This is a genomic window from Streptomyces luteireticuli (assembly GCF_041519305.1).
In the GTDB taxonomy this organism is placed as follows: Bacteria; Actinomycetota; Actinomycetes; order Streptomycetales; family Streptomycetaceae; genus Streptomyces; species Streptomyces luteireticuli.
Window position 1 is genome coordinate 217,102 of record NZ_CP167927.1, and the last position, 17,304, is coordinate 234,405.

A 17,304-nucleotide genomic window follows, 5' to 3' on the forward strand; every position below is an offset into this window, starting at 1 on the left:
AACATCCACAGTCCGGACGGCACCCCTCCGGGGAAATCCCCGGTCCTCGCCGGGAGCGACAACGTATTCCTGAGGCACGCCATATCACTGTGACCGCCGTCACAGAGAATCCGGGAAAACGGCTGAATGCGAAGGGAAAACAGCCCCTCGCAGGGACGGAAGGATTTTTCTACTGCCACCAAGAAATTGGCACCGGAGTTGCCTGCAGCAGGGGTTGGGCAGTGCCGATCCTCTGCACCGTGATCTGCAAGGGAGTTGGCGGAGACCTTGTCGCGGAAGGAGTCCGGCATCCCGACGGGACGGCATCGTCCGGGCCCCACCGCGCACCCGCCCGCCGACCCCGTCGCCGGAAATCCACGCCCTGCCGATGCCGCACACGGTGAGTCGTCCCGAGCCCTGCCACTACCGTGTGCGGTATGCGACAGGCCAGACGCAAACGGCCCCTCCGCGAACCCCTGCCCGCGGCACTCCTGGGCCTGACACTGGCCAGCGGCATGCTGGACGCGGCCAGTTTCCTCGGCCTCGGCAAAATCTTCGTGGCGATGATGACCGGCAACTTCATCGTCCTCGGTCTGGCTCTCGGCGGAGCAGCCGGCTTCTCCGACCTCCTCCCGCTCACGGCGATCGCAGGATTCGCCACCGGCATTCTGCTGGGCGGCCACGCCGAACGGCTCGCCGTCCGCCGCGCACGCCAGCACTGGTTCTTCCACGCCATGGCCGTCGAGGTCTGCCTGCTGCTCGCCGCCTGGGCCCTGAACACCTGCACACCATCCGGCTACGGCCCCACCCGGTACATGACCACCGCCCTGCTGTCCCTGGCCATGGGTACGCGCTGCGCCACCGTCCGCCGGCTGGGTATTCCTGATCTCCCGATCACCGTAGGGCTGACCGGGGCTCTGATCGCCCTGGTCCACGACTCCCGCCTGCTCAAGGGAGACAACGAACACGCCGCCCGCCGTCTGGGCACGGTGATGGCCATGGTCGCCGGCGCGGCCCTGGGCGGAGCCCTCGTGGTCCGCCACGGGCTGCCTTGGGCCCTCCTCGCGATCGCCCTCACCGTGGCCCTCATCACCTGCGCAGTCCGCCTTCACCCCCGGGCCCCTCAGTGACGTGGACGGCAGCACCCGCACGCCCGCCCGGACAAGGCACACGGCTGCCCGAAAAGGTGCCCCTATGGTTTTCGTCAAGCGGCGATGGCGGTAGGGGGCGCGTAGAAGGTGCCGTCGCGGAGCATGGCGAAGAGCACGTCGATGCGCCGCCGGGCGAGGCAGACGAGGGCGGCGACGTGGTGCTTTCCCTGCCGTCGCTTCTTGTCGTAGTAGGTGCGTGATTCGGGCTGGGACAGCGATGCGAACGCAGCGAGGTAGAAGGCTCGTTTGAGCTGTTTGTTGCCTCGTCGGGAGGGATGCTCGCCGCGTATGGAGGAGCCGGAGCTCCTGGTCACGGGTGCCAGTCCGGCGTAGGCGGCCAGGTGGCCGGCCGTGGGGAAAGCGCTGGCGTCGCCGACGTCGATGAGGATGCGGGCTCCGGTCCTGACCCCGATGCCGGGCATGGAGGTCAGGACCGGGGAAAGAGGGTGGGCCTCCAGCAGTTCCTCGATGCGGGCGGCGAGGAGTTTGCGCTGGTCGAGCACGGAGGTGAGTGAGCCGGCGAGGCTGGGGACGATCAGCGAGGCTGCGTCGGTGCCGGGCACGACGACGCTCTGCTCGTCGAGGGCGTCGAAGACGTCCTCGACCAGGCGCTCGGCCAGCCGCGGGGCCTTGGGTCTGAGCAGGGTCACCAGTCGGCGTCGCCCGGCTTTCCTCAACTGGGCCGGGGATCCGTGACGTTCGAGGAGTGTCAGGACGGCGGGATGATCCAGCCTGGGACCGAGGACCCGCTCCAACGACGGGTGGATCTGGGTGAGCAGGCCACGCAGACGGTTCTTGATCCGCGTGGACTCGGTAGCCAGGTCGTCGTCGAAGCCGACGATCATCTCCAGCTCGGCAATGGTCTCGTCGGACGGCGCCAGGTTTCGCAGCGTGTGCGGCATCGTCCGCGCGGCATCGGCGATGATCGCCGCGTCCCGGGCATCGGTCTTGGCCTCACCGGCGTACAGATCGGCGATCCGTCGCATCGTCAGGCCGGGCAAGTAGGCGACGCTGCAGCCCATGTCACGGGCCACCGCCAGCGGCAGAGCTCCGATCGAAGCCGGCTGGTCGACCACCACCAGCACAGTGCCGTGCTTGGCCTGGAGCTTGGCGAACACCTCACGCAGTTTCGGCTCGGTGTTGGGCAGCCGCTTGTCGAAGACCCGCTTGCCCACCGGAGTCAGGGCGGTGGCATGGTGCTCGCCCTTGCCCACGTCCAGGCCCAGGTAGACGTCGATGTCACCCGTGTCGATCACGTGCACTCTCCACAGCGGTCGCGCCCTCCCCGGCCTCACCTGCGGCATCAGCGTGCCGGCATCCACGTTACGAAGAGACTGCCTCACCCGGAACAGGATCGGCGCTCGTGCCCCTAATCAGCGGTCTGCCAATGCCTCCGGTACCCGGTGACACCACCTTTTCGATCATGATCGACAGGGGCTGCAAGTCATGCCGGGACCAGAGGCCGGGAACCCCGTTGCGGGGCCACGAAAAAGGTAACGGGCCGACGGTGCGCTTGCTCGTCCCCTTCGGCGGAGCCGCCCGCTATGCCGGAGGATCCTCGGCCCAGGTCGCCGAGCCGTATCGGTATGCCCCGGTCGGGGCATACCGAACTCTTGGTGCGGGTGCCGTGGTGGCAGCTCCGGGGCCGGGCCGGATGGGGCTGTTCCCGAGGCCGGGCGGGCAGCGATCCTGTGCGCGGCGCTCCGGCCGGTGGTCTCCTGGAAACCTGCACGCCGTCCGCACCCATCGGAAGGGGGCCGCCATGTCCCAGCCCCTGATCGTCATCACCGGTGCCAGTTCCGGCATCGGCGCGGCCACCGCCCGGCTCTTCTCGGCTCAGGGGCACGCGCTGCTCCTCCTCGCCCGGCGGCTGGAGAAACTGGAGGAGCTCGGCCTGCCCGACGCCCTGTGCCGCAAGGTCGACGTCACCGACCGGGACGCGGTCGGGACCGCGGTGCGTGAGGCCGAGGATCGGTTCGGGCCGGCCGACGCGATCGTCAACAACGCCGGCGTCATGCTCCTGGGCCTCATCGCCGACCAGCCCGCCCAGGAGTGGGACCGGATGATCGATGTGAACGTCAAGGGCGTGCTCCATGGCATCCGCGCCGTCCTGCCCGGCATGCTCGCCCGCGGCACGGGCACGATCATCAACGTCAGCTCCGTCGCGGGTCGCAAGACCTACCCCAACCACGCAGCCTACGTGGGAACCAAGTTCGCCGTCCACGCCCTCTCGGAGAACCTGCGCGAGGAGGTCGCCCCGTCCGGCATCCGCGTAGTGACCATCGCCCCCGGCGCCGTGGAGACCGAACTGCTCTCCCATACCAGCAACGAGCGGATCAAAGAGGATTACGAGGCGTGGAAGAGGTCCGCCGGGGGCGCCCTCGATCCGCGGATCGTGGCCGAGGCCATCGCCTACGCGTACCGGCAGCCCCCGGACGTCACCGTCCGGGAGATCGTCCTCGCCGCCACAGGTCAACAGGCCTGACCGGCAGATCGCGCCCCGGGAGCGGGCCCGATGACACGTCACAGGCGTTGCCCGGAGCCCGCGTCGGCGCCGATGTCCTCGGCGGCCTCCCGGCGGAGTGCGGGCACCGGCGGGGGCCGCCGGGGCAGCGCGGCCGCCGACAGGGCCACGGCAGCCGCGGCCAGGGCCGCCCAACCGGCGTACGCCAGGAGCAGAAGCACCGCCGCACAGGCCGTTGCCGCCGCGAGGCGTACGGCGCCGGTCAGGATGCGGGCGGCGGCGGCCATGCAGCACAGGTAGACGACGAGGAAGAGGGTCGTGGGTATGGAGACGAGCTGCGCGGTCGTCACCAGTCCGGCGCCGACCAGGCCGAGCAGGAGCGCACCGACGGCGGCGAGGGCCGTCACGATGCCGAACGGGCCGCGCCGGACGGGCCGTTCGGCGCCGCCCGTCCCCGCGCCGGTGAACAGGGCGGCGGCCATCGTGGTGGCGCCCGTCAGATAGGCGTTGGTGGCGGCCAGGGTCAGGGCGACGGCGCACGCGGCGGCCAGTCCCGGTCCGTACCCGCCGATCGCGACGCGCAACAGGTCGGCCAGCGGCACCGTCCCCCCGGCCCCGGGTCCCAGAACCGCGACGGTCGCGGCCGCCAGGGCCAGGTACAGGACCGCGGTGACGGCGAAGGCCACCGCGACGACGCGCGGGAGCTGCCTGCGCGGGTCGCGCAGCCGGGCGGTGAGCGGCGCGGCCGCCTCCCATCCCACGAAGGCGAGCATCAGCGGTGGCGCCGCCCGGGTGAGCCCGGCCCAGCCGTCCGGGGCGAAGGGCGTCCAGTGCGCGGTCCGCGCCTCGGGGGCCGCGCCGGCCACGGCGAGCACCACGAGTGCGACGAGCACGGCCACCAGCACCAGTTGGAGCCCGACGCCGGTCCGTCCGCCGGCCAGCCGTACGACCAGGACCAGGACGAGCAGGCCCATCGAGGCCGTGGACGCCACCCCGGCGCCGGCGCCGAGCATCTCGGCGACGTAGGCGCCGCCGATGAGGCAGAGCACCGGGGCACCGGTGACGGCCCCGGCCAGGAAGCACCAGGCGGCGGCATGCCCGGCACGGGGACCGAGCCCGGCGGCGGCGTATCCGGCGACGCCGCTCGCCGCGCCCATCCGGGTGCCGAGACGGCAGAACACGGTGGCTATGAGAGCGGACAGCACCAGCAGCGCCAGCCAGACCAGCAGGGATGCGGGACCGGCCGCGCGGGCGGCGAGCCCCGGCAGGAGAAGCATGCTCGGGCCGAGCAGGGCGCCGATGTACAGGGCGGTGGCCCCGGCGGACGACAGGCGTGGCCCGGGTGCGGGAGGGGTGTCGGTCATGGGGCGAGCATGGCCCGGACCGCGCGGCACGCGATGGCGAGTTGCACCGCTCTTGGGAACTGTGGTGAATGATTCTGCGATGAAATCGCCCTTATGCTGCACAGCATGCCAGTTCCCCAGTACGACCGCATCGATCGTGCCATCCTGGAGCACCTCCAGCGCAACGGGAGGACCGCGAACGTCGACCTCGCCGAGGCGGTACGGCTCTCGCCGTCGTCCTGCCTGCGGCGCACCAAGGCGCTGGAAGCCGAGGGCATCATCGCGGGCTACCGCGCCGAGCTGGACCGGGACCGGGTGGGGCTGGGCCTGACGGTCTTCGTGGCGCTGACGGTCGAGCGGCACTCCCGCGAGACCTCCCGGCTGGTCGAAGAGGCCCTGACCGCGATCCCGGCCGTCGTCGCCTGCCATGTGGTGTCCGGGGAGGCCGACTTCCTCATCGAAGTGGCCGTACCGGATCTGGCCGCCTACGAACAGGTGCTGCTGGACGAGATCCTCGCGATCGGTCTGGTCCGTGACGCGCAGAGCACCTTCGCCATTCGTACGGTGCTCAGCCGCGGTCCCCTGCCGGTGGACCGCTGGCCGCACCGGACCTGACCGCACCCGTTCAACGGCGGCTGCCCTCGTACGGGAATCCGGCCCGCGTTACGACAGTGACGGCTAGTGATAGTTTGGGGGCATCCGACCTACTGCGCCACGCAACCCGGGTCGGGGTGGCTGTGCCTCAACTTCCCTGTCGTCCACCGCCGTTCGACGGCTGTGGAGCCCGGCACGATGGCCGTTGCCACCAGGTTCTCCCCGCAAGGTTCCGCACCAATGGATCACGTCCTCGACAGGACTGCGCACGCCTCCCCGCCGGAGCCCGACCCTCCCTCGCACCACAGCGGGCTCCCGATCCCGGATCGCCCGACCCCCACGGCCCGAATAGCCGCGTTCGTCGCGCTGACCAAGCCGCGGATCATCGAGTTGCTGCTGGTGACCACCGTCCCCGTGATGTTCCTGGCCGCCCGGGGCGTCCCCGGCCTGGCGCTGGTGCTGGCCACTTGCACCGGCGGCTACCTGTCCGCGGGCAGCGCCTGTGCGTTCAACATGTACCTCGACCGGGACATCGACGCGCGGATGGACCGCACCGCGGGCCGCCCCCTGGTCACCGGGCTGGTCTCCCCGCGCGAGTGCCTGGTCTTCGCCGGTGCGCTCGCGGTCGCCTCGGTCGGCTGGCTCTGGGTCCTGGTCAACCCGCTCTCGGCGTTGCTCTCGTTCGGCGCGCTGCTCTTCTACACGGTGATCTACACCATGCTGCTCAAGCGGCGCACCTCGCAGAACATCGTCTGGGGCGGCGTCGCGGGCGGCATGCCGGTCCTGATCGGCTGGTCCGCCGTGACGGGCTCGGTGTCCTGGACGGCGGTGGCGCTCTGCCTGGTGGTTTTCTTCTGGACCCCGCCGCACTACTGGCCGCTGTCCATGAAGACCCGGGCCGACTACGAGCGCGTGGGCGTGCCGATGCTGCCGGTGGTGGCCGGCACCACCGCGGTGACCCGGCAGATCGTGCTGTACAGCTGGCTGATGGTCGCCATGTCGCTGGCGCCGTGGCCGCTCGGCCAAGTGGGCTGGTTCTACATCTGCGCGGCGGCCGGGCTCGGCGGCTGCTGGCTGCGGGAGGCCCACGCGCTCCACGCCCGGGCCCGGACCGGTCTCCGTGGCGCGAGGCTGAGGGAGATGCGCCTCTTCCACTGGTCGATCAGCTACATCTCCCTGCTGTTCACAGCCGTCGCCGTGGATCCCTTCCTCCACTGACCGGCGAGCCCCGAGCGAGGCGCGTACGGCCGGAGCCCGTCCCGACGCCGACGGACAGACATCAGGAGTCCGGCCGCCCTCACAGTCTGCGCAGCCACTCCTCGGAGACCCCGCGCAGGGCCCGTTCGACGGGGAGCCGGTGGGAGTCGTCCTCGCGGTACCGGAGCTTGTCCACGACCGCCACGACGCCGTCGACCTGCCGCGACAGGCGGACGGCGGTCGCGGCCTCGCTACGCCGCTCCAGCGTGCCCGACAGCATCACCACGCCGTCCCGCACGTCGACACCCACCAGGTGCGGGGCGAGCCAGAGCGCGCGGACGACGACCTCGTCGATCACTTCGGCCCGGATGTCGGTGTCCGGTCGCCGGAGAACGCCGAGCACGTCCCGGCGGGTGACGATGCCGACGAGCCGGCCCTCGTCGTCGACGACGGGCAGTCGTCCCACGCCATGGTCCGCCATCGCCCTCGCGGCGTCGACGACGGTGCGCTCCGGGCCGATGGTCCGCGCGGGCGCGCTCATCAGCATCCCGGCCGTGCGGGCGCCGTCGTGCCGAATGCGACGGTGGTAGCGCCTCTCCCCCAACCCCCGGTGCCGGGTGGCCGGTTCGCCATCCGGCACGTTCCGCAGCACCAGATCGGTCTCGGTCACCATGCCGAGCACCGTGCCGTCCGGCTCGACGACGGGAACTCCGCCGATGCCGTGCCGCGCCAGGGTCCGGGCGACCTCTTTGAGCGGGGTCCTGGGCTCGACGGTGACCACCTCGGCGGTCATGACCTGGCTGATCATCCGGTGTTTCATAGAAGTCTCCCCTGCGAGCAGGTGTCACGGGACGGGGACGAGGGCCACCGGGCAGTGCGCGTGGTGCAGCAACGTGTGGGTGACCGGCCCCAGTTGGCGCCCGAACGGGTGTCCATGGCGATGGCCGGCCAGCACCACGACGTCGGCCCGCCTGCTCGCCTCGGTCAGGGCGGGGCCTGCCTCCCGGCACAGGGCCGTGGTGCGGACCTCCACCTCGGGGTACACGGCCCGCAACCGGGCCACCGCGCGTTCGGGAGCGTCCGCCGAAGGGCCCATCTCGTCCCACGGCGAGACCGGGTGCTGCCGGGAGTGCACGACCCACAGGTCCGCCGCACGCCTGACGGCCTCCTCGAAGCCGAAGCGCAGCGCGGCCGTGTCCGCGTCCGACCGCAGCCCGACGAGCACCGTCCCGCGCTCCCGGCGCGGAACGTCGCGGACGACCAGCAGCGGGCCACTGCTGTGCGCCGCCACCCGCTGGGCCACCGAGCCCAGCAGCAGCCCGGTGAGGCCGCCGTGGCCACGGGTGCCGGTCACGGTCAGGGCGGCGGTGCGCCCGGCGCGGACGAGCGCGGGGGCCGCCGGTTCGAAGGTCAGGGTCGGTGTGACGGACAGCCCCGGGGCGCGGGCGGCGACCCGGGCGACGGCCCGGTCCAGGGCCGTCGGCACGAGGCTCCGGTCCCAGGGCCGCCCGTGGAGAATCTCCAACTCGGCGTCGCCGCCGCGCCGTACGGCGTCGTCGGCCGCCCGGTCCAGGGCGCGCAGGGCGGGTTCGGAACCGTCGAAGCCGACCAGGACGCGGTCGGGCCAGGCGGTCTCGGTCGGGGACATGGTCCGGCCCTCCACCTCGGTGCAAGTCCCGGGATTTCCCGGCGGCTTGTACCTTCAGCTTCCTACGGGCGGGCCTTCGCCCTCAGGGGCCGGACGGTACCGGACAGGGACCGAGGGGCCCCGCGCCTATCCGGCCCGCTCCCACCCGCGCCGCGGCGCCCGGCTCCCCAGCCGGGGGTCACGGCTGCGGTAGACGATGTACGGGCGCCACAGGTACCCCACCGGCGCGGTCAGCATGTGGACGAGCCGGGTGAAGGGCCAGAAGGAGAAAAGCAACAGGGCGCTGACGGCGTGCAGTTGGAAGAGGACCGGCGCACCGGTCATCAGCCGCGGGTCGGGGTGCAGGGCGAACAGGGAGCGGAACCAGGGCGAGATGGTGGTCCGGTAGTCGTATCCCCCGCCCACGATGTTGGCAACGACGGTGGCGGACAGGCCGAGCAGGATGGTCACGGTGAGCGAGAGGTACATGGCCTTGTCGTTGCGCGTGGTGGCGGAGAAGACCGGGCCGACGGTGCGGCGGCGGACGACCAGGACGGCCAGGCCGCCCAGGGTGCACACCCCGGCGGCCGTGCCGAGCGCCACGGCCGTCACATGGTAGGCATGCTCGCCGATGCCGGCCGCCTCGGTCCAGCTCTTGGGGACGAGCAGGCCGCCCACGTGGCCGATCAGGACGAGCAGGATGCCGAAGTGGAACACGGGGCTGCCGATGCGCAGCAGACGGTTCTCGTACAGCTGCGAGGACCGGGTGGTCCAGCCGAACTTGTCGTAGCGGTAGCGCCAGACGTGGCCGAGGACGAAGACCACGAGGGCGATGTACGGCAGGACCGCCCACAGGAGCATCTGCCAGGCGGTCGGCGCAGGGGTCATCGGGGGCCTCCCGTGGGGGCGGGCATGAACTCGGGGGGTGCGAAGGGGGCCAGGCCCACCTGTTCCTCCGGGGGTCCCTCGGCGGCGAGGCGGGCGACGGCGGTGCGTTCGTCGCCGGACAGCGGGGGCAGCGTGGCGGAGACGGAGTCGAGCACGTGCGACCAGGGCGAGCGGGCCTCGCGCAGCGCCAGGCGCAGGAGTTCGATGCCCGCGCGGTGGTCGCGGAGCAGCCGGCCGCCGTCGTGGGCGCCGACGACGGCGGCGAACTCCAGGACGACGGCGAGGTGGTCGGGGAGTTCCTCGTCCGTCAGGCACCATCCGGCGGCGGCATAGGTACGTTTGAGGCGGAGCAGGGCGATGCCCCGTCTGCGGGTGTCGCCGTGGGCGTAGTAGGTCAGGAACGGGCAGCAGCGTTTGCGGTGGTCGAAGGTGGCGACGTAGTCGGCGGCGGTGTCCTCCGCCGGCCGGCCCTCGGTGTGCTCGATGAAGGTCCGCAGGGGTGCGGCGGCCCGGTCGGGCAGGCCGGCGGCGGCCCGGCGCGCCAGGGGCAGGTGGCGGCGGAAGGTCTCGTCGGGGTAGGCGAGCAGCAGGGACTGGGTCTGCCAGGCGCGGGGCCGCCAGGTGTCGGTACGGGTCATGGGCGCTCGTGCTCCGTTCCGGCCGGCGGGAAGAGTCCGGGTGGCCGTCCCTTGCCGTCCCAGTTGAGCAGGTTGACACGGCCCGTCCGGCCGGCGGGGGTGGCGGGGGTGTCGGAGGTCTGCCGTTCGCGCAGCGCCCGGAAGTTCTCGACGGCGACGGGGGCGGGGCCGCCCGAGGTCTCCCCGAAGGGGCCGGAGCCTCCCATGCCGGGACCGCCCTCGTAGTCCAGGCTGCACTCGGTGACCGACTCCTCCAGGGCATGGGCCTGTTCGGCGTGCGCGGGCGGGATCACGTACCGCTCGTCGTACTTGGCCAGGGCCAGCAGCCGGTACATGGCGTGGAGTTGTCCGCCGTCCATGCCGACGGCTTCGGGGATGCTCCCGTCGGGTTCCCTGCCGAGGTTGATGTCCCTCATGTAGGAGCGCATGGCGGCCAGTCGGCGGAGGGCGGCCTCGACGGGGGCGGGGTCTCCGGCGGTGAACAGCTGGGCGAGGTAGTCGACGGGGATGCGCAGGGCCTCGATGGCGGCGAAGAGGTTGCCGCGGTTCTCGGCGTCGTGGCCGGTGTCGCGCAGGGCGTCGGCCACCGGCGACAGCGGCGGGATGTACCAGACCATGGGCAGGGTGCGGTACTCGGGGTGCAGCGGCAGTGCCACCCGGTAGGTGTTGATGAGGGCGTGGACCGGGGAGCGCCGGGCGGCGTCGATCCAGTCGCGCGGGATCCCGGCCCGTTCGGCCGCGCGGACGACCTGGGGATCGGCGGGGTCGAGGAGGACGGAGCGCTGGGCCTCGTACAGGTCGGTGTCGTCGGGGACGGAGGCGGCGGCGAGGACGCGGTCGGCGTCGTAGAGGACGAGCCCGAGGTAGCGCAGCCGGCCGACGCAGGTCTCGGAGCACACGGTGGGCAGGCCCACTTCGACGCGGGGGAAGCAGAAGGTGCACTTCTCGGCCTTGCCGGTGCGGTGGTTGAAGTAGACCTTCTTGTACGGGCAGCCCGTCACGCACATGCGCCAGCCGCGGCAGCGGTCCTGGTCGACGAGGACGATGCCGTCCTCCTCCCGCTTGTAGATCGCGCCGGAGGGGCAGGAGGCGGCGCAGGACGGGTTGAGGCAGTGCTCGCAGATGCGGGGCAGGTAGAACATGAAGGTCTGCTCGAACTCGAACCGGATCTTCTCCGAGAGGTTCGCCAGCAGGACGTCCTTGTCGCCGTGGTCGGCCGATCCCCCGAGGTCGTCGTCCCAGTTCGCCGACCAGGAGATCTTGGTGTCCTTGCCGGTGATCAGCGATTTGGGCCGGGCGACGGGGGTGTGTTCCTGGAGCGGGGCGTCGGTGAGGGTCTCGTAGTCGTAGGTCCAGGGTTCGTAGTAGTCGCCGAGGGTGGGCAGTTTGGGGTTGGCGAAGATCGTCAGCAGTTTCCTCGCCCGGCCGCCGCCCTTGAGGACGAGTCTGTTCCTGCGGTTCAGCTGCCATCCGCCGCGCCAGGTCCGCTGGTCCTCGTAGCGGCGGGGATAGCCCTGGCCGGGCCGGGTCTCGACGTTGTTGAACCAGACGTACTCCACACCGGTGCGGTTCGTCCATGCCTGTTTGCAGGTGACGGAACAGGTGTGGCAGCCGATGCACTTGTCGAGGTTCATCACCATCGCCATCTGTGCCATGACGCGCATGTCAGTACTCCACCTCCTGCGAGCGGCGGCGGATCACGGTGACCTCGTCGCGCTGATTGCCGGTCGGGCCGAGGTAGTTGAAGGCGTAGGTCAGCTGGGCGTAGCCGCCGATCAGATGGGTGGGTTTGATCAGCAGCCGGGTCAGGGAGTTGTGGATACCGCCGCGGCGGCCGGTGGTCTCGGTGCGGGGGACGTCGATGAGGCGGTCCTGGGCGTGGTGCATATAGACGGTCCCCTCGGGCATGCGGTGCGAGACGACGGCGCGGGCGACGACGACGCCGTTGCGGTTGACCGCTTCGATCCAGTCGTTGTCGTGGACGCCGGTCTTCGCGGCGTCCTGCGGGCTCATCCAGATGGTCGGGCCGCCCCGGGAGAGGGAGAGCATGAAGAGGTTGTCCTGGTATTCGGAGTGGATGGACCACTTGTTGTGCGGGGTGAGGTAGCGCACGGTGATGCCGGCCTCGCCGCTGTCGCCGATCCGCGGCTCGCCGAACAGGGCGTGCATGTTCAATGGCGGCCGGTAGACGGGCAGTTGTTCGCCGAGTGCGGCGATCCAGTCGTGGTCGAGGTAGAAGTGCTGGCGTCCGGTGAGGGTGTGCCAGGGTTTGAGACGTTCGACGTTGAGGGTGAACGGCGCGTAGCGCCGGCCTCCGGCCTCGGAGCCGGACCACTCGGGCGAGGTGATGACGGGGACGGGCGCGGCCTGGGTGTCGACGAACGTGATCCGCTTTCCCTCGTGTTCGGCGGCGAGGTCGGCCAGCCGGGTGCCGGTGCGGGTCTCCAGGGTGTGGAAACCCTGGGTGGCCAGGCGGCCGTTGGTGGTGCCGGACAGGGCCAGGATCGCTTCGCAGGCGTCCACGTCGCGGGCGAGGGACGGGCGTCCGTCGGCGGTGCCGCCGCGCACGGTGCCGTTTTTCTCGCGCAGGTGGTCGAGTTCGCGCTCCACCCGGTAGGTGACGCCCTTGGTCGTCAGCCCCTGCGTATCCGGCAAAGGCCCGAGAGCGGCCATCTTCTCGGCGACGGCGGCGTAGTCGCGCTCGACGAGCAGGAGCTTCGGCATGGTGCGGCCGGGCACGGGGTCGCATTCTCCCGCCTTCCAGTCGCGGACGCGGCCGTGCGGAGTGGCGAGGGCGTCGGGGGTGTCGTGTGTGAGGGGCGCGGCTACCAGGTCCTGCCGGGTGCCGAGGTGGGTGGCGGCGAGGCGGCTGAAGGCGCGGGCGAGGGTGTGGAAGGCGTCCCAGTCGGTGCGGGTCTGCCAGGGCGGGGCGATGGCCGGGTTGAAGGAGTGCACGAAGGGGTGCATGTCGGTGGTGCTGAGGTCGTGCTTCTCGTACCAGGTGGCGGCGGGCAGCACGACGTCCGAGTGGACGGTGGTGCTGGTCATCCGGAAGTCCAGGGTGAGCAGCAGGTCGAGTTTGCCGGTGGGGGCCTCGTCCCGCCAGACGACGTCGCGGGGGCGGGCGTGGGGCGGGGTCTCGGTGGCGCGTACGGCGGAGTCGGCGCCCAGGAGGTGTTTGAGGAAGTACTCGTTGCCCTTGGCGGAGGAGCCCAGCAGGTTGGCGCGCCAGACGGTCAGGACGCGGGGGAAGTTGGCGGGGTCGTCGGGGTCCTCGGCGGCGAACCGCAGCTTTCCGGCGGCGAGTTCGGCGACGACGTGGTCGGCGGGGCCGCGTCCGGCCGCCGCGGCGTCGTCGGCGAGGTCGAGGGGGTTGCGGTCGAAGGTGGGGTACGAGGGCATCCAGCCCATGCGGGCGGACGCGGCGACGACGTCGGCGGTGGACAGGCCGGCGAAGGCGCCGCCGGCGCCGGAGGCGGCGAGGGTGTCGGCGCCGAAGTGGTCGTAGCGGAACTGGTCGGTGTGCAGGTACCAGTAGGCGGTCTGGATCATCTGCCGGGCGGGCCGGTTCCAGTCGGACGCCGTGGCCAGCATCGAGTAGCCGGTGATCGGACGGACCTTCTCCTGTCCGACGTAGTGGGCCCAGCCGCCGCCGTTGACGCCCTGGCAGCCGGTGAGCGTCGTGAGGGTGAGGAACGCCCGGTAGATGGTGTCGGAGTGGAACCAGTGGTTCGTCCCCGCCCCCATGATGATCATCGAACGCCCTTGGGACTCCTCGGCGTTGGCGGCGAACTCGCGGGCGATGCGGGCCGCCGTGGCGGCGGGAACGCCCGTGATCTCCTCCTGCCAGGCGGGGGTGTACGGCTGGTCCGGGTCGTCGTAGCCGGCGGGCCAAACCCCGGGCAGGCCGTCGCGGGCCACTCCGTACTGGGCCAGGAGCAGGTCGAAGACGGTGGTCACCAGGCGCCCGGCGACCCGGCGCACGGGGACGCCGCGCGACAGACCGGCGGCCGTCCCGTCGGCGGCGTCGAAGCGCGGCAGCCTCACCTCCACCGCGCCCTCGGCTCCCCCGGCCACCGACAGCAGGGGGTCGGTACCGCCCAGGTCGAGGTTCCAGCGCCCGGCTCCGGACTCGGCGAACCGGTCCCCCAGGGTGCCGTTGGGGACCACGGGTTGACCCGTGGCGGAGTCCAGCAGGACCGTACGGAAGGCGGCGTGCTCCGCGCTGGCCTCGTCGCCGCCGAGGTCCTCGGCGGTGAGGAACTTGCCGGGGACGCAGGCCCCTTGGCCGCTCTCCTCCAGCGTGACGAGGAAGGGCAGGTCGGTGTACCGCTTGACGTAGTCCTCGAAGTACGGGCACCGCCGGTCGGCGAAGAACTCCTTGAGGACGACGTGCCCCATCGCCATGGCCAGCGCGCCGTCGGTGCCGGGGTGGGCGGCCAGCCACTCGTCGGCGAACTTGACGTTGTCGGCGTAGTCCGGCGATACGGCGACCACCTTCTGGCCGCGGTAGCGGGCCTCGGCCATCCAGTGCGCGTCCGGGGTGCGGGTCACCGGAAGGTTGGAGCCCCACATGATCAGGTATCCGGCGTCCCACCAGTCGCCCGACTCCGGTACGTCCGTCTGGTCGCCGAAGACCTGGGGGGAGGCGACGGGAAGGTCCGCGTACCAGTCGTAGAACGACAGCATCACGCCGCCGAGCAGCGAGTAGAACCGGGCTCCGGCGGCGTGCGAGACCATCGACATCGCGGGGATCGGCGAGAAGCCGGCCAGCCGGTCCGGCCCGTACTCCTTGATGGTGTGCACATGGGCCGCGGCCACCATCTCGGCCGCCTCGTCCCAGCCCGCCCGGACCAGGCCGCCCCGGCCGCGCGCCGCCTTGTAGCGGCGGGAGCGCTCGGGGTCGGAGACGATGTCCGCCCAGGCCAGCACCGGGTCGCCGAGCCGGGCCCTGGCCTCCCGGTACATCTGCAGCAGGACGCCCCGTACATAGGGGTAGCGGACACGGGTCGGCGAGTAGGTGTACCAGGAGAAGGCGGCGCCGCGGGGGCAGCCCCGGGGCTCGTACTCGGGGCGGTCCGGGCCGACGCTGGGATAGTCGGTCTGCTGGGACTCCCAGGTGATGATGCCGTCCTTGACGTAGACCTTCCAGGAGCACGAGCCGGTGCAGTTCACGCCGTGCGTGGAGCGCACCACCTTGTCGTGCGACCAGCGGTCCCGGTAGAAGTCGTCCGCCCGGCGCCCGCCCTTCCGGTGGACGGTGCGCAGGTCGTCGGAGATGTCGGCGCGGGTGAGGAACCGGCGGGCCCGCACCAGGGCCTCGGTCAACTCACCGTCCAAGCCGATGTGTTCGCGGGAGCGGGGCTCGGTGGCCACGGACCGGTCCTCCTCCGGGCCCTCACGGCCCATCCGTCCCGGCTCGCGACCGGTGACGCGCGAACCTCACGCGTCACCTTGCCGCACGACCCTGCCCCGGGAGCGGACGACGCGCCTTCGGCCCCTCCTTTGCCCGGCGCCCCGCTCAGTCGGAAGGGGGCGTCTCCCCGGCGGCCCGGGCCGCGTCCTTGCGCACCCTGGTGAGGGTGAAGGCGAGCGCGGCGGCCGCGATGACGGAGAGGAGGGCGAGACCGATCGCGTAGGAGCCATAGGCCCCGTAGAGGGTTCCCATCAGCAGGGGCGGGACGAAGCCGCCCAGGCCACCGGCGGCGCCGACGACGCCGGTGACCGAGCCGACCTGGTTCGCCGGCGTCAGCAGGGCGACCAGTGCGAAGGTGGCGCCGCTGCCCGCGCCGAGCGCGGCGGCCATGGCGAGGAAGGCGATCGTGCCCACCGGCATCAGCGGTGGTGCGGCGGCCTGTACGGCTGCCCCGGCGACGACCACCGCCAGCGACACGGCCAGGACCCGGACCGGTCCGATCCGGTCCGACAGCCAGCCGCCCACGGGCCGCATCGCGACGGCCAGCAGCACGAACCCCGCCATCCGGTTGGCCGCGTCGGTCTGGTCGAGGCCGTAGCCGGTCTTCAAGTACGTCGGCAGATAGACGGAGAAGGCAACATAGCCGCCGAAGGTCACGGCGTAGAGGGCGGACGCCTGCCAGGTGACACCGAGCCGGGCGGTGGCGGCCAGGCGCCGCGTCAGCGGTTCGGTGGGCACCGCACGGCCGGGGGCGTCCCTGAGCAGGGCGAAGGACAGGACCGCGTACGCGGCCAGGGCACCGGCGGTGACCAGGAAGGGGAACGCCGTACTGTGCGCGTCGACCAGGCGCACCGTGGTCAGCGCGCTGATGGCCGTGCCGCCCATGCCCGCGCCGAAGAGGCCGATGGCGAATCCGCGGCGCTCGGGCGGGTACCAGGCGCCGACGAAGGGCACGCCCACCGCGAACGACGTGCCGCCGATGCCGAGGAAGAACCCTCCGGCCAGGAGGCCCCACAGCGAGGAATGGCCCGAGAGCCCCAGGTACAGCACGGGTACGACGGTCGCGGCCGACACCAGGGGGAACATCACGCGCCCGCCGAACCGGTCGGTGAGCGCCCCCACCGGGATCCGGCCCAGCGACCCCACCACCACCGGCACGGCGACCAGGAGGGACTGCTCGAAGGAGCTCAGTTCCAGGATCTCCTTGAACCGCGGGCCGAGCGGGCTGAGCAGGGCCCAGGCCCAGAAGTTGACGGCGAATCCGACGGTGGCGAGGGCCAGCATCAGTCCCGGGCGGGCGGCGGGCGGGGAGGCCCGGCCCGCGTCGCCGGGTCGTACGTCGTCGGTCGGGTGCTGCGGAGCGCGCATGGCGTCCCTCTTCCTCGGATGTGCAAGAGACCGCCGGGCGGGACCGGAATCCGTGACAGATGTGTTCCGGGTCCGTGCTCGGCGCCCCCCACATTCAGGCTCCGTGAGAGCGGATTCGGACAGACAGGGCCGAACGGGCCTCTTCCCCAGCCGGACGGCGTCCTTCGGCCCCCTCGCACCCGGCCCTCACACGGGCCGAAGGTCCCGGATGTGCCGCGAACCGTCCCTGCCGGCGCATTCCCCGCCCTTTCGCACCAAGGCAAGCCTTACCTTGGCCGCGATCGACGGAAGCGGAAGGTACGCATCGCATGACACTGCACGACTGCGCACCGGGGGTGCGCGTACGGCTGGGCAGGCTCCGTCTGCCCGGACACGACCGGCTCCGGCTCTCCGGACTCGGCTTCCTGCCGGGGCACGAGATCCGGGTCGTCGGGCGGGGCGCGGCCGGGGGGCTGGTGGTGGCGCTCGGGGACGCCCGGTACGCCGTCGACGCGGACACCGCGCGCCGGATCCGGGTGACCGCTCCCGTGGACGCCGATGTCTAGGGCGTGTCCGATGGGTCGGTGCGGGCCCTGCGGCGTCCGGTGCGGTACATCGCAAGGCGGAGCATCACCCGCGTACCGGGCGTACTCGGGTGAT

General features: G+C 71.7%; 14 protein-coding genes. 5 read left to right on the forward strand and 9 right to left on the reverse strand.

Going from position 1 to position 17,304, the window contains the following annotated elements:
• The first annotated feature begins 416 nt into the window (after positions 1–416).
• Positions 417–1,109, forward strand: coding sequence for a YoaK family protein (locus AB8735_RS00965; protein WP_372404360.1), 693 nt, complete (start codon positions 417–419; stop codon positions 1,107–1,109).
• 74 nt (positions 1,110–1,183) lie between these two features.
• Here AB8735_RS00965 and AB8735_RS00970 read toward each other — a convergent pair whose 3' ends face one another.
• Positions 1,184–2,434, reverse strand: coding sequence for an IS110 family transposase (locus AB8735_RS00970; protein ID WP_372411747.1), 1,251 nt, complete (start codon positions 2,432–2,434; stop codon positions 1,184–1,186).
• Positions 2,435–2,892: 458 nt separating this feature from the next.
• Between AB8735_RS00970 and AB8735_RS00975 the strand changes: the two genes are divergently transcribed.
• Positions 2,893–3,615 (forward strand): SDR family oxidoreductase, encoded by a 723-nt coding sequence (locus AB8735_RS00975; protein WP_372404363.1) that lies wholly within the window; start codon positions 2,893–2,895, stop codon positions 3,613–3,615.
• A 38-nt stretch (positions 3,616–3,653) separates the two neighbouring features.
• On the opposite strand, the gene AB8735_RS00980 is transcribed toward AB8735_RS00975, so the two are convergent.
• The gene (locus AB8735_RS00980; protein WP_372404365.1) at positions 3,654–4,958 is read right to left on the reverse strand and encodes an APC family permease; all 1,305 of its coding nucleotides are present in this window, start codon (positions 4,956–4,958) and stop codon (positions 3,654–3,656) included.
• A gap of 105 nt (positions 4,959–5,063) precedes the next feature.
• Here AB8735_RS00980 and AB8735_RS00985 point away from each other — a divergent pair, with 105 nt between their 5' ends.
• Together AB8735_RS00985 and AB8735_RS00990 are read left to right on the forward strand one after the other, a co-directional pair.
• Positions 5,064–5,552, forward strand: coding sequence for an Lrp/AsnC family transcriptional regulator (locus tag AB8735_RS00985; protein WP_372404368.1), 489 nt, complete (start codon positions 5,064–5,066; stop codon positions 5,550–5,552).
• Positions 5,553–5,771: 219 nt separating this feature from the next.
• Positions 5,772–6,749 (forward strand): heme o synthase, encoded by a 978-nt coding sequence (locus tag AB8735_RS00990; protein ID WP_372404370.1) that lies wholly within the window; start codon positions 5,772–5,774, stop codon positions 6,747–6,749.
• 79 nt (positions 6,750–6,828) lie between these two features.
• On the opposite strand, the gene AB8735_RS00995 is transcribed toward AB8735_RS00990, so the two are convergent.
• From AB8735_RS00995 to AB8735_RS01025, 7 genes are all read right to left on the reverse strand, one after another.
• Entirely contained in the window at positions 6,829–7,536 is a 708-nt protein-coding gene (locus AB8735_RS00995; RefSeq protein WP_372404373.1) for a CBS domain-containing protein, read from the reverse strand.
• A 36-nt stretch (positions 7,537–7,572) separates the two neighbouring features.
• Positions 7,573–8,376 carry a universal stress protein gene (locus tag AB8735_RS01000; protein WP_372404376.1) on the reverse strand — a complete coding sequence of 268 codons (804 nt, stop codon included), beginning with the start codon at positions 8,374–8,376 and terminating at the stop codon, positions 7,573–7,575.
• Positions 8,377–8,502: 126 nt separating this feature from the next.
• Positions 8,503–9,243, reverse strand: a complete 741-nt coding sequence (gene narI, locus AB8735_RS01005; RefSeq protein WP_372404378.1) for a respiratory nitrate reductase subunit gamma — start codon at positions 9,241–9,243, stop codon at positions 8,503–8,505.
• Positions 9,240–9,881 carry a nitrate reductase molybdenum cofactor assembly chaperone gene (gene narJ, locus AB8735_RS01010; RefSeq protein WP_344029226.1) on the reverse strand — a complete coding sequence of 214 codons (642 nt, stop codon included), beginning with the start codon at positions 9,879–9,881 and terminating at the stop codon, positions 9,240–9,242. Before narJ ends, narI begins: the two co-directional genes overlap by 4 nt.
• Positions 9,878–11,545 carry a nitrate reductase subunit beta gene (gene narH / locus AB8735_RS01015; RefSeq protein ID WP_372404380.1) on the reverse strand — a complete coding sequence of 556 codons (1,668 nt, stop codon included), beginning with the start codon at positions 11,543–11,545 and terminating at the stop codon, positions 9,878–9,880. Before narH ends, narJ begins: the two co-directional genes overlap by 4 nt.
• A 1-nt stretch (position 11,546) precedes the next feature.
• On the reverse strand, positions 11,547–15,290 hold the full coding sequence (locus tag AB8735_RS01020; RefSeq protein WP_372404382.1) for a nitrate reductase subunit alpha: 3,744 nt from the start codon (positions 15,288–15,290) through the stop codon (positions 11,547–11,549).
• 112 nt (positions 15,291–15,402) lie between these two features.
• Complete coding sequence (locus tag AB8735_RS01025) at positions 15,403–16,665, reverse strand: nitrate/nitrite transporter (protein WP_372404384.1); 1,263 nt, start codon at positions 16,663–16,665, stop codon at positions 15,403–15,405.
• 308 nt (positions 16,666–16,973) lie between these two features.
• On the opposite strand from AB8735_RS01025, the gene AB8735_RS01030 reads away from it, so the two are divergent.
• Positions 16,974–17,210, forward strand: a complete 237-nt coding sequence (locus AB8735_RS01030; RefSeq protein ID WP_372404387.1) for a ferrous iron transport protein A — start codon at positions 16,974–16,976, stop codon at positions 17,208–17,210.
• The last annotated feature ends 94 nt before the right edge of the window (positions 17,211–17,304 follow it).

Coding starts and splice junctions, on each gene's coding strand:
- AB8735_RS00980 (WP_372404365.1), bottom strand. CDS start 4,958: ATGACCGACACCCCTCCCGCACCCGGGCCACGCCTGTCGTCCGCCGGG.
- narH (WP_372404380.1), bottom strand. CDS start 11,545: ATGCGCGTCATGGCACAGATGGCGATGGTGATGAACCTCGACAAGTGC.
- AB8735_RS00975 (WP_372404363.1), top strand. CDS start 2,893: ATGTCCCAGCCCCTGATCGTCATCACCGGTGCCAGTTCCGGCATCGGC.
- AB8735_RS00970 (WP_372411747.1), bottom strand. CDS start 2,434: ATGCCGCAGGTGAGGCCGGGGAGGGCGCGACCGCTGTGGAGAGTGCAC.
- AB8735_RS00990 (WP_372404370.1), top strand. CDS start 5,772: ATGGATCACGTCCTCGACAGGACTGCGCACGCCTCCCCGCCGGAGCCC.
- AB8735_RS01000 (WP_372404376.1), bottom strand. CDS start 8,376: ATGTCCCCGACCGAGACCGCCTGGCCCGACCGCGTCCTGGTCGGCTTC.
- AB8735_RS01020 (WP_372404382.1), bottom strand. CDS start 15,290: ATGGGCCGTGAGGGCCCGGAGGAGGACCGGTCCGTGGCCACCGAGCCC.
- narI (WP_372404378.1), bottom strand. CDS start 9,243: ATGACCCCTGCGCCGACCGCCTGGCAGATGCTCCTGTGGGCGGTCCTG.
- AB8735_RS00995 (WP_372404373.1), bottom strand. CDS start 7,536: ATGATCAGCCAGGTCATGACCGCCGAGGTGGTCACCGTCGAGCCCAGG.
- AB8735_RS00985 (WP_372404368.1), top strand. CDS start 5,064: ATGCCAGTTCCCCAGTACGACCGCATCGATCGTGCCATCCTGGAGCAC.
- narJ (WP_344029226.1), bottom strand. CDS start 9,881: ATGACCCGTACCGACACCTGGCGGCCCCGCGCCTGGCAGACCCAGTCC.
- AB8735_RS01025 (WP_372404384.1), bottom strand. CDS start 16,665: ATGCGCGCTCCGCAGCACCCGACCGACGACGTACGACCCGGCGACGCG.
- AB8735_RS01030 (WP_372404387.1), top strand. CDS start 16,974: ATGACACTGCACGACTGCGCACCGGGGGTGCGCGTACGGCTGGGCAGG.
- AB8735_RS00965 (WP_372404360.1), top strand. CDS start 417: ATGCGACAGGCCAGACGCAAACGGCCCCTCCGCGAACCCCTGCCCGCG.